The 11,922-nt window shown below is 71.1% G+C and carries 10 protein-coding genes; 5 read left to right on the plus strand and 5 right to left on the minus strand.

What is annotated here, in order from left to right; all coding sequences use genetic code 11:
• Positions 1 to 16: 16 nt before the first annotated feature.
• The 5 genes from R3F55_19665 to R3F55_19685 all read left to right on the plus strand — a co-directional run bounded on the left by R3F55_19665 (position 17) and on the right by R3F55_19685 (position 6,575).
• On the plus strand, positions 17 to 961 hold the full coding sequence (locus tag R3F55_19665) for a flagellin (GenBank protein MEZ5669613.1): 945 nt from the start codon (positions 17 to 19) through the stop codon (positions 959 to 961).
• Between the two features lie 44 nt (positions 962 to 1,005).
• Positions 1,006 to 2,760, plus strand: coding sequence for a tetratricopeptide repeat-containing glycosyltransferase family protein (locus R3F55_19670; GenBank protein MEZ5669614.1), 1,755 nt, complete (start codon positions 1,006 to 1,008; stop codon positions 2,758 to 2,760).
• A 26-nt stretch (positions 2,761 to 2,786) separates the two neighbouring features.
• A complete protein-coding gene (locus R3F55_19675; GenBank protein MEZ5669615.1) occupies positions 2,787 to 4,409 on the plus strand; it encodes a tetratricopeptide repeat protein in 1,623 nt (540 codons plus the stop codon).
• Positions 4,406 to 6,055: a tetratricopeptide repeat protein gene (locus tag R3F55_19680; GenBank protein MEZ5669616.1), complete on the plus strand. Its 1,650-nt coding sequence runs from the start codon at positions 4,406 to 4,408 to the stop codon at positions 6,053 to 6,055. Before R3F55_19675 ends, R3F55_19680 begins: the two co-directional genes overlap by 4 nt.
• Before the next feature lie 109 nt (positions 6,056 to 6,164).
• The gene (locus tag R3F55_19685) at positions 6,165 to 6,575 is read left to right on the plus strand and encodes a flagellar protein FlaG (GenBank protein MEZ5669617.1); all 411 of its coding nucleotides are present in this window, start codon (positions 6,165 to 6,167) and stop codon (positions 6,573 to 6,575) included.
• A gap of 7 nt (positions 6,576 to 6,582) precedes the next feature.
• Here R3F55_19685 and R3F55_19690 read toward each other — a convergent pair whose 3' ends face one another.
• From R3F55_19690 to R3F55_19710, 5 genes are read right to left on the minus strand one after another with little or no spacing between them, the layout of a single operon-like run.
• A complete protein-coding gene (locus R3F55_19690) occupies positions 6,583 to 8,010 on the minus strand; it encodes a hypothetical protein (protein ID MEZ5669618.1) in 1,428 nt (475 codons plus the stop codon).
• Between the two features lie 13 nt (positions 8,011 to 8,023).
• Positions 8,024 to 9,259 (minus strand): ATP-grasp domain-containing protein, encoded by a 1,236-nt coding sequence (locus R3F55_19695; protein MEZ5669619.1) that lies wholly within the window; start codon positions 9,257 to 9,259, stop codon positions 8,024 to 8,026.
• Positions 9,256 to 10,005, minus strand: coding sequence for an SDR family oxidoreductase (locus R3F55_19700; protein MEZ5669620.1), 750 nt, complete (start codon positions 10,003 to 10,005; stop codon positions 9,256 to 9,258). Before R3F55_19700 ends, R3F55_19695 begins: the two co-directional genes overlap by 4 nt.
• Positions 10,006 to 10,008: 3 nt before the next feature.
• Positions 10,009 to 11,010, minus strand: coding sequence for a transketolase C-terminal domain-containing protein (locus tag R3F55_19705; protein MEZ5669621.1), 1,002 nt, complete (start codon positions 11,008 to 11,010; stop codon positions 10,009 to 10,011).
• Entirely contained in the window at positions 11,007 to 11,882 is an 876-nt protein-coding gene (locus R3F55_19710; GenBank protein ID MEZ5669622.1) for a transketolase, read from the minus strand. The genes R3F55_19705 and R3F55_19710 overlap by 4 nt, the downstream gene beginning before the upstream one ends.
• Positions 11,883 to 11,922: the final 40 nt, after the last annotated feature.

Genomic DNA, 11,922 nt, shown 5'->3' on the forward strand with positions numbered 1-11,922 from the left:
GCCGGGAACAACCGCCATGGCCATCCGCGTCGGCAACTACGCCCAGCACTCCCTGATCCTGTCCCAGACGCTGAAGACCCAGGCGACGCTCTACGACCGCCAGGACCAGCTGTCGACCGGCAAGGTCAGCCGCGGCTATCAGCCGATCGCCAGCGACACCCGCCGGCTGGTGACCGTGGAAACCCAGCTGTCCCGCGCAGAGCAGTACATGCGCAACATCGACGTGCTCGACAAGCGCATCACCCTTATGAACACGGTCGTCGAGCAGATCAGCGAGGTCGCCCGCGACATGCGCGGCCTGCTGTCGCAGCGCAGCGGCGACAGCAAGAGTTTCTACGAGAACGACCTCGCCATCCCGCGGCAGGCCGAGAACATGCGCGACCTGGTCGTCGATCTGCTGAACACCCGCGACGATTCCCGCTATCTGTTCGCCGGCGGCCGGATCGACGTCCGCCCGGTGCAGCTCGACAACGGGACCTACAGCGCGCCCTCGGCACCGCCGATGCCGACGACGGCCGACACCAGCTGGTACGAGGGCGATGCGGTCGTGCAGGAGATCCGCGTCGATACCAACGTGTCGATCAGCTACGGCGTGACCGCCGACGACGCCGGCTTCGAAAAGATCATCCGCGCGCTCGACACCCTGGCCAACCTGACCTTCTCCGATCCGGTGACCGCGGCCGAGCGGCAGGTGCTGGAAGACACCCAGGGCCTGCTGAACACCGCGGTGGACGAGGTCAAGCTGGTCGAGAACGACCTGGCGCTGAACAGCAAGCGGCTGGAAGACACCCGCGATCGCCAGGAATCGTTCATCAATTTCACCAAGAATATCATCGGCGACATCGAGAACATCGACACCGCCGAGGTGATCGCCGAGCTGAACGCCGCCGAGGTGCAGCTGCAGGCGTCCTACACGACGCTGTCGCGGGTCCAGCGCCTGTCGCTGGCCAATTTCATCTGACCGGCCCGTAGACGCGGGACCGACGAGCAAGAGGCACAGAGGCGATGCCCACGACCCAGACAATGCCGGCGCGCAGCGAGACCGCGCTCAGCCATGCCCTGGAGCTGTTCAACGCCGGACGGCTGGCGGAAGCCGCGCATATCTGCAAGGCGATCCTGGCCGAGGATCTGTCGAACGCCAGCGCCCGCTTCCTGCTCGGCATGGTCGAACTCGGCAACGGCGAAGCCGGTGCTGCGATCCGCCATCTTTCCGTCGCCGCCCGCTCGCGGCCCGACAATGCGCTGTTCCACTTCTATCACGGCAACGCCCTGCAGGCCGGCGGGTTCGAGCCGCAGGCGCTCGGCGCCTACCGGCGTGCGCTGGCGATCGAGCCGACCCATGCCGCCAGCCACTACAACCTCGGCGTCTGCCTCGCCCGGCTCGGCGCCTACGAGGAAGCCTGCGTCGCCTATCGCGCGGCCCTGAACCTGTCGCCGAACGACCCCACCATCTACTACAACCTGGCCAATGCCCTGGTCGGCCAGCGCGAATACACCACCGCGGTCGCCAACTACCGCGAGGCGCTGGACCGTCAGCCGGCATGGCCGTCGGCCCTGATCAACCTGGGCAACACATTGCACCGCCTCGGCCGCAACGACGAGGCGGAAAGCGCCTATTATCGCGCGCTGAGCCTGGATCCGGAGAATGCCGGCACCTTCTATAACCTCGGCGTGCTGCTGATGGAGACCGACCGCCTGCCGCAGGCGGCCACCACGCTCGGCCGCGCGCTGGAACTGGACCCCAATTACGGCGATGCCGGCTGGAACCTGGCCCTGACCAATCTCGGCCTCGGCGATCTGCGCAACGGCTTGCCGATGTACGAGAACCGGTGGATGCGCAGCGCGCCCGGCCTCGACTGCATCCACGAGCAGCTGCAGATCCCGCAGTGGGACGGCAGCAGCCTGACCGGCCAGTCCCTGCTGATCGCCTGCGAACAGGGCATCGGCGACGAGCTGATGTTCGCCGCCTGCATCCCGGACGTGATCGCGAAGGCCGCGCACGTGGTCATCGAATGCGCTCCCAAGCTGGTGCCGCTGTTCCGTCGCGCCTTCCCGACCGCGACAGTGGAGGCGGCCATCACCTGGCGCGACGACGAGGGCTTCCGCCGGCACAGCTACAGCTGGCTCGACGAACTGCCCGATCACCAGCAGCCGAGCGTGTTCTGCCCGTCCGGCTCTTTGCCGCTGATGCTGCACAAGGCGCCGGCGGCCCTGGGCCGCGACGAGCCGCTGGTCCGCTCCGACGGCCGCAGCGTCGCCGGCTGGCGCCGCCGCCTGGCCAGGCTGGGCGACGGCCCCAAGATCGGCCTGTGCTGGCGCAGCAGCGTGCGCAACGAGCAGCGCAAGTGGCTCTATGCCTCGCTGATGTCGTACACCCCGTTGCTGTCGCTGCCCGGCGCGACCTTTATCGACCTGCAGTACGACGACAGCTCGACCGAGCGGATCGCGCTCGAGGCGGCCCACGGCCTTCGGCTGCACCGCTTCGACGATCTCGACATGACCAACGATCTCGACCGCACCGCAAACCTGATCGCGGCGCTCGACCTGGTTGTGTCGGCACCGACCGCCGTCGCGCAGCTGGCGGGCGCCGTCGGCACGCCGGCATGGCGCGTGTCCGTCGGTGCGGACTGGTCGACCCTCGGCTGCGAGCGCTATCCCTGGTTCCCCTGCGTGCGCGCGTTCAAGCTGAACCGCGAGGAGAACCACGCCGAGCAGATCGCCGGCCTGGCCAGGATCGTCAAGGCCGATCTCGGCCTTTGACCTTCCGCTGCGAGGCACGCCTGCAGATGGACGCCAGTGCGCTGCTCGACCGTGCCGTCGCGCACCACCGCGAAGGCCGCACCGACGCGGCCGCCGCGCTGTATCGCCTGACGCTGGCCGCCGACCCCGACGAACCCAATGCGCTGACCATGCTCGCCGCGATCGACCGCGCCGGCGGCTGGCATGCGGCCGCCCGCGCCAAGCTGGAGCGGGCCCGAGGCTCAGCGCCGGCACGGGCCGACATCCACTGCGCTCTCGGCGACGTCTGCCGCACCCTCGGCGACAACCCGGCCGCGCTGGCCGCTTACGACGCGGCGATCGCCTCGGCACCGCAGTTGGCGACGGCCCGGATGGCGCGGGCGGAACTGCTGCTGGCCATGAACGAGCCCGCCCGCGCCGCCGACGGCCTGGAACGGGCCGCCGCGACCCTGCCCGGCCAGCCCGACCTGCTCGACCTGCTGGGGGTCGCCAGCCTGCGTGCCGGCCGCTTCCTGCGCGCCGAGCAGGTATTCGCGCACGCGCGCGCCCTCGCCCCCCGGCGCGGCGACCTAGCGGTCAAGCACGGCGCGGCCGCTCTCGAGAACGGCCGCTTCGCCACCGCCGCCGCCGCGTTCGGCGACGCCGTGGCTGCCGGCGTCGCCGATGCCGCGGTGGAGACCGAGCGCGCGCTCGCTCTGCTGGGCAGCGGCCGACTCGACGAAGGCTGGGCGGCTTATGGAGCGCGGTGGCGCGTCAACGGCGAGCTGCCGCCCGCGCCGCTCAGCCGACGCGCCTGGGCCGGTCAAGCCTGCGCCGGCAAGCGTGTGCTGCTGTGCGCCGAGCAGGGCGTCGGCGACCAGTTGATCTTCGCCGCCGGCATCCCGCCGCTGCTGCGCGAGATCGGGCCGGACGGCGCGCTGATCGTCGAATGCGCGGCCAAGCTCGCCCCCCTGTTCGCCCGCGCCTGGCCTGCGGCCATCATCGAACCGGCGCGGAATACTGTGGCGGACGGCGCCGCGGGCATGGTGCGCGCCAGCTACGGCTGGATCTCGGCCCATGAGCCGATCGATGCGGTCGCCGCGATGTCGGACCTGCCGCGCCACCGCCTCGACCGGCTGGACGGCCGGCCCTATCTCGTCGCCGACGCCGCCAAGGCCGCGCACTGGCGCCGGTGGCTCGACGGTCTGGGCAGCGGCCCGAAGATCGGCATCAATGCGCGCAGCAGCATCGACAACGCCCAGCGTGCGGGCCGCGTGCCGCCGATCGAGGCCTGGCGCGCGCTGTTCGAGACCTTCCCCGACGCGCAGTTCGTCAACCTGCAATATGACGACCCGCGCGGCACATGCTGGGCGCCCGCTTTGGCCGGGACCGGCGCGACCGTGAGCGCGCCGCCGGGCCTCGACCAGTTCGACGATCTCGACGGCGTCGCCGCGCTGATGGCCGGCCTGGACCTCGTCGTCGCCGCCCCGACCGCCGTCGCCTGCCTGGCCGGGGCCATCGGCCGTCCGACCGTGCGCCTGCTGCGCGGCAACGACTGGTCGATGCTGGGCCGCACGCACAGCCCCTACAGCCGCAGCATGGACACGGTGCAGCTGGCCCGCGAGTGGTACGGCCCGGCCGCGATGGCACCAGCCGTCGCCGCCGCGCGCAACGCGCTGGCACGGCCATGACGGCGCCGCTCGCGCGCGCAATCGCGCTGCATCGCGCCGGCCAGTACGCCGCCGCGCTGACCGCCTACCAGGACCTGTTGGCGACCGAACCGGACAACGCCGACGCGCTGCACCTGACCGGCGTGCTCGCCCACCAGATGGGTCGCACCAGCACGGGAATCGCCTTCATCGAACGCGCCATCGCGCTGAACCCGGCCGCGGCGATGTTCCATCGCAACATGGCCGAGCTGCGCACTGCCGCCGGCGACCACGCCAAGGCGGCCGAGCATCTTGCGCGTGCCATCACCCTGAACCCGCGCGACGCTGCGGCCCATGCCGCACTGGGCACGGCGCGGGCGGCATGCGGCGACCCGCAGGGTGCCGTCTTCGCCTATCGCGCCGCGCTGGCGATCGACCCGACGCTGGTGCCCGCATTGAACAACCTCGGCCTGGCGCTGCAGGACATCGACGACCCCGACGGCGCCTGTGCGGCGTGGCACAGCGCGATCGCCATCGACCCGCACTTCGCACCCGCCCTCAACAACCTCGGCACCGCGTTGTGGAGCGACGAGCGGCTCGACGCGGCGATCGAGGTGCTGCAACGCGCCGTCGCCGCCGACCCGAACAACGCCGAGGCCGCCGTCAATCTGGGCCAGCTGCTGCTGAACCGGGGCGACCTCAGCGAGGGGTGGCGCCTGCTCGAGGCGCGGCGCCAGGTGCGTCACGGCTTCGCCGCGCCGCACGGGATACGCGAGTGGACCGGGCCGGGCGATCCGTGCGGCCGGCTGCTGGTCTGCGCCGAGCAGGGGCTGGGCGACGAGCTGATGTTCGCCTCCTGCCTTTCGGACCTCCAGGCGGCCCAGCCGCGCACCACGCTGGTGGTCGAGTGCGATCCGCGCCTGGGCGCGCTGTTCGCCCGCTCGCTGCCCGGCTGCGAGATCCGGCCGTACCAGCTGACCGCTGACCGCCGGCGCGCCAACCGGCGCGACTGGCTGACCCACACCGCGATCGACGCCTTCGTCCCGGCCGGCACGCTGCCGCTGTGGTTCCGCAGCAGCCCGGCGGACTTCCCGCGCGAAGCCGGCTATCTCACGGCCGATCCCGGGCGGGTCGCGCATTGGCGCAACTGGCTCGACGGCATCACCGACGGCGGGCGGGCGCGCAGCGTCGGCCTGTGCTGGCGCAGCGGCATCGGCGGCGGCCATCGCGATTCGCTGGTGGTCCCGCTGGCAGACTGGGCACCGCTGCTCACCGATCCGGCCTTCGCCGTGGTCAATCTGCAATACGGGGCGGGCGGGCCGGCGCTGGTGTCTCATGCCGATGCTCTCGGCACACCGGTGCACCAGCCGCCGGGACTCGACCTGATGGACGCGCTGGACGACGTTGCGGCCCTGGTGGCCGCGCTCGACACGGTCGTGAGTGCGGCGACGTCGGTCTGCGAGATCGCCGGCGCGCTCGGCCGGCCGACTGTCAGGGTCGTGCGCGGGGTGGACTGGTCCATGCTCGGCCAGCAGGGCCGGCGCCCTTGGCACCCCAACACGACCACCCACGCCGCGTCGCGCCACACGCCGGCGTCGGAGCTGGTTCAGAAAGTATTAACTACGATTTCCAGCGATTTCTTTGAAATTGTTGAACAACCGACGAATCCGAAACATGGTAAATCCTAAATAGATAGATAAAATTCGAAATATTCGTCTTTGACATTGACTTCGCTGCATGGTTCGATGCATGCGTGTGCCATAGGTGCGAACCATGTTAGCTGAATCGACATTGGCAGTGTCGCAGGTCTCCCCGGTCGGCTCCGAGAGCCAGAAGCCGGGCGCCCTCAGCCTTGCCGTCACGCCGCAGCAGATCCGGCCGATCGAGCCGGGCGACCGCGGCGGCGGCGGGGGTGCCGTCGCGCGCGAACGCGGCGGCAATGGGGCGACGCGGGGTGCTGCCCAGAACGACAACACCGTGGACGACAAGCCGAAGCGGCCCGTCCGCGTGCCCGAAGACCCGGCCGAAGAGCGGCGCGGTCGCAATCTCAACATGGTGTTCGACAAGAAGTCGGGGCGTACCATCATCGAGATCATCAACCCGCGCACGGGCGAGGTCATGGACCGCATCCCGCCGGAGAACCTGCTGGAGCGGGCACGGAAGCAGGGCCTGCCGCCCAGGGCCAACCTGGTCGACGAGACCGCCTGAACGCAGACTAGGGCCGGCCCGCTGAACGCAGTCTTAATTCGGACGCCATCCGTTCGAACAGCGCGGACCAGTCGCGCTCCGCATCCGGCTTGGTGAAGACCCGCATCGACGGAAACCAGGGCCGACTGCCGCTGCCGAGCAGCGTGAAATCCGATTGCGGCCCGAAGCGCCAGACCGGCACGCCGAGTGCGCCGGCGAGTTCTGCCACCGAGGTGCCGGCCGCGACGACGAGGTCCAGTTCCGCGATCAGCGCCGCCGCGCCCTCGATGTCGTCGAACAGATCCAGGCCCGGCATCGCGTGCACGTCGATACCGAGGCCGCTCAAGGCGGCGCGTTCGGTGTCGTCGGCGCGATACTGCAGCAACACCGGCGTGATTCCGGTCTCGCGCACCAGCCGCGCCATCTCCGTCACGCCAGCGTAGACCAGGCTGCGGGTCTGGGTGACCACGCCCCCGCGCCAGCACAGGCCGACCCGCGGCTGCGGCAGTGCCGCGAGCCAGGCGGCCGCATCGGCCCGCCGTTTCGGGTCGGCGCAGGCGAAGCCGGCGGCCGACGGAAAATTCGCGATCGACCGGCGGTAGACGGCCGCCAGGCCGGCTACGCCGATCCAGCCGTCGATCGCCGGCACCTGCGGCCGCCACGGGAACCGTTCCTCAGCCGTTTGCGCCTCGGCCGCGGCCGCCGGGCGCGCGACGACGCTGACCTGCGGCAGGGACCGCTGCAGGAGGCCGGCCAGCTTGGGCGCGCATTCCCAGACCACATGGCCCGCCTGCGCGGCAAGATCGGGAACGCAGGTGCCGAACATCAGCTCGTCGCCGATCCCCTGCTCGCTCCATACGGCGATGGTGCGGCCGGCCGGATCGCCGCCGTCCCACTCCGGGCCGTCGAGCGGCGGCCGGCAGCCCGGGCGCAGCAGGCGCGCCCGGTATTCGTCCCAGCCCTCCGCCAGCCGGCCACGGCGCAGCATGTGCAGCGCGCGGTTGTGGCGGATCTCCGGGTCGTCGGGCAGCAGCAGCGACGCGCGCGCATAGGCCTCGTCCGCCGCCTCGTCCCGGTTCAGCCGCACCAGCGCATTACCCAGATTGCTGTGGATGATCGCCGCGTCGGGGCGCAGCCGGCGGGCGCGTCGATAGCACTCGACGCCCTCCGCCACGTCGCCGACCGCCACGCAGCACTGGCCGAGCCCGTTCCACAGAGCGGCATCGTCCGGCGCATGGCCGACACCCTCGGCGAAGTAGTTGCGCGCCGATTCCAGGCGGCCGGCGCCGCGCTCCTGCTCGCCCAGCACGAACAGTAGCTGGCCCAGCACCTGGCCGACGGCCGCGTCCGTCGGCGCCAGCCGCCGGGCGATGCGCAGCGGCGCCAGCGCACCGGCGATGTCGCCGCTCGCGATGCGATCGGAGCCGATCCGGCGATAGGTCTCGAGTGCCGACATGGTGCCCGGAGGGCTACTCCGCGGCGACGACGGCGGTGGTGGTGATCTCCACGGCGTCGATGGCGCGCCGGGCGTTGGCCTGCGCGGTCTCGCGGTCCGCCCCGGTCGCGATCACCACGCCGCCGCGGGCGGGGTGGCAATCGATCGGCCCGATCACGTCGCCGACCTTGCAGCGCAGCGAGAAGAACGACACGCCGGGCAATGCGGGGATGCCGCGCGCGCCGTCGATGGCGAGGATCTGGCCGGGATGCGGGAACAGATAGCGCTGGGAGACGTGGCGCTGGAAGCGGGGCGCGAGCTCCGCCGGGTCGATGGTCTCGCCGAGCGCCTGGCGGATCGCCGCGCCGACGAAGTCGACGCCGGTGTTCAGCGGAATCTCGTGCGAACAGAAATAGCCGCCGGACAGGCGCGCGGCCATCTCGATCACCATCGGCTCGCCTTCGCGCACCACGATGTCGCCCTTCACCACGCCGTTGCGCACGCCGAGGCTGGCGGCCGCCCGGTCGACCAGGGTGCGGACCTTGTCCTGGATCGGGGCCGGCAGGAAGCTCGGCAGGTCGCCGCCATTCTCGATGATGTGCGGCGCATAGGCCTCGATCAGCTCGTAGTTGCGGTCGGAGAAGCCGGGCGTATGGGCGACGCCGTCGACGACCAGGCTCTCGGTGCTGATCTGCGGCCCGTCGACGAACCGCTCCAGCACCAGGCGCCGGCTGGGCGAGAAGCCCATCGCGAACCGGAACGCCCAGGCCAGATCCTCGCCGCCGGTCAGCCGCAGTACGCCGCGCGCGCCGCGCGAATCCGCCGGCTTCAGCACCACCGGAAAGCCCATCGCCGCCACGTGCCGGCGCAGCGCGAACAGGTCGCGGATCTCGATGAACCACGGCTGGGCGACGCCGTCGGCGGCGAACTTGTTCTTCATCGCCAGCTTGTCGACCGCCCGCTCGCCCACGGCCACGCTCGGCCCCGGCAGTTCCAGCGCCTCGGCCACCGCCGCCACGCTGTTGGGACAGTCGGTCGCCAGCGCCAGCACCGCGTCGATGGCATTGCCGGCGGCAACATGCGCCAGCGCGGCGCGGCGCACCTCATCGGGATGATAGGCGCTGGCCTTCAGCACGCCGTCGGCCACGCGGCAGCCCGGCGCGTTCGGGTCGCGGTCGGCGACCAGAACGCGGCAGCCCAGGTCCATCGCCCGCTTCACCGCGGGAACGATCTCGGTTCCGCCGCCGACGAAAAGGATGGTCGGGGTCAAAAGTAGAGCCCCCCGTTCACGTTCACCGTCTGCGCGGTGACATAGCTGCTGGCGTCCGAGGCGAGCCAGACGACGGCAGCGGCCACCTCGCCGGCCGTGCCGAGCCGGCCCAGCGGGATCGTCGCGGCCGCCTTCGCCACCGCGGGGTTGGCCATGCCGCTGGCGGCCATGTCGGACGCGATCAGCCCGGCCGCGACCGTGTTGCAGCGGATGTTGCGGGCCGCGCCGAAGCGCGCGATGACCTGGCCCAGCGAGATCAGGCCGGCCTTGGAGGCGGCATAGTGCGCCGTGCGCGGCCCGCCATACTGGCCGCTGACCGAACCGATCATCACGATCGAGCCGCCGCCCGACCGCTCCAGCAGCGGCAGCGCCAGCTGAGAAAGCACGAACGGCCCGCGCAGGTTGACGGCCAGGATCTCGTCCCAGTCGGCATCGCTGACTTGATCGAAATCGGTCGGCTTGTTGATGCCGGCGTTGTTGACCAGCACGTGCAGGCCGCCATGCGTCTCGGCAACCTCGTTGAGCACGGCACCGGCGCGGCCGCGATCGCGCACGTCGAGCTGGAAGCCGGCGGCGCTGCCGCCAGCCCCCTCGATTGCGGCGACCGCCTCGGCCGCGGCGTCGGGGTCCGTCTGATAGGTCAGCGCGACCTTCGCGCCGGCGGCCGCAAGCGCCAGCGCGATCGCGCGGCCGATACCGCGCGAACCGCCGGTGACCAGCGCCACCTTGCCGTCGAGGTCGGCCACGGCTCAGCCGGCCTTGCGGGCCATAGCGCGCAGCGCTGCGGCCGCGATGTGCGGGCCGGTCAGGCCATATTTCTCGGCAAGCTCGTCCGGCTCGCCGGACTCGCCGAAACAGTCGCGCACGCCGACGAACTCGATCGGGCACGGCTCGGTCGCCGCCAGCGCCTCTGCCACCGCACTGCCGAGGCCGCCGTGCACGTTGTGGTCCTCGGCGGTGACGATGCAGCCGGTGCGACGCGCGCTGCGCACCAGCAGCTCGGCGTCGATCGGTTTGATCGTCGCCATGTTGACCACGCGGGCGGAGCGGCCCTTGCCGGCGAGGATCTCGGCGGCATCGAGCGCACGTGCGACCTCGACCCCGCAGGCGACGATGGTGACGTCGGCGCCCTCGCGCACAACCCGGCCCTTGCCGAGGGCGAAGGCGTGGTCCGCGCCGAAGATGCGTCGGCTGGGGCTGCGGCCCGTGCGCATGTAGACCGGTCCGTCATGGGCCAGCACGGCGGCGGCAGCGAGCGCCATTTCCGTCGGATCGGCCGGCGAGACCACGGTCATGCCAGGAATGGCGCGGAATGCGGCCAGGTCTTCCAGCGCCTGCGCCGAGGCACCGTCCGGGCCGGTGTCGAGGCCGGGATGGCTGGCCACGATCTTCACATTGCGGCGGTCGTAGGCGATCGACAGCCGGGCCTGCTCGATCGCGCGCAGGCAGAACACCGCGAAGCTGGTCACCACCGGCACCAGGCCGGTCGCCGCCATTCCGCCGGCCACCGCCATCATGTTCTGCTCGGCGATGCCGAACTGGAAGAAGCGGTTGGGATAGGTGCCGCGGAAATGATGCGCGCCGGTGCCGCCGGCAATGTCCGCGTCCAGCACCACCACGCGCTCGTCGTCGGCGGCAAGCCGGACCAGCGCCTTGCCGAAGGCCTCGCGCAGGCTGTCGCCGGCCGAACCGATCTGCTGCGGGACGAGCGGTGCCGCCTCGGCGGTCTTCAGTTGCTTCGCGATGCTCATGACGCAAGGGCCCATGCGATCTCGGGCGCCTCGGCGCCCAGTTCGACCAGGGCCAGCTCCAGCTCCTGGTCGCGAATCTTGACGCTGCCGTGCCAGTTCGGGGCATCGGCCATAAACGAGACGCCCTGACCCTTGACGGTGTCGGCGAGGATGACCGTCGGTCCCTCCTCGTGGGCGCGGGCATAGTCGAAGGCGGCGAGGATCGCCGGGATGGAATGGCCGTCGATCGCGATCACGTTCCAGCCGAAGGCGCGCCATTTGTCGCCCAGCGGCTCCAGCCCCATGATCGCCTCGGGTCGGTTGTCGCTCTGCAGCTTGTTGTAGTCGACGATCGCGCACAGGTTGGAAAGGCGATAGTGGGCGGCGCTCATCGCGCCCTCCCAGACCTCGCCCTCCTGCAGTTCGCCGTCGCCGAGCATCACATAGACGCGGGCATCGCGGCCGGCGTGACGCAGGCCGATGGCCATGCCGATCGCCTGCGAGAAACCCTGGCCCAGCGAGCCGGTGCTCGCCTCGATCCAGGGCAGGCCGCTGGCGAAGGGGTGGCCCTGCAGCGGGCTGCCGAGGCCGCGGAAGCCCGGCACGAGGTCGCGCTCGATCAGGCCCGCATCCGCCAGCGCACCGTAGAGCGCCGGGCAGGAATGGCCTTTCGACAGCACGAAGCGGTCGCGGTCGGGCCAGTCGGGCTGGTCGGGGCGGATGCGCAGCTCGGCGCGATAGAGGCAGGTGATGATGTCGGCCGCGGACAGCGCCCCGCCGGGGTGGCCGGAGCCGGCGCGATAGATCGCCGTCAGCGCCAGCCGCCGGACCTGGGCGGCATGATCGGCCAGCACGGCCGACGGTGAGGGAGAAACGTGCGTCGCAGCAGTCATCTCGTCCGCCAATCGTTGTACCGTTAACCATTACCGGTCG

Source organism: Alphaproteobacteria bacterium (genome assembly GCA_041396705.1).
GTDB lineage: Bacteria > Pseudomonadota > Alphaproteobacteria > CALKHQ01 > CALKHQ01 > CALKHQ01.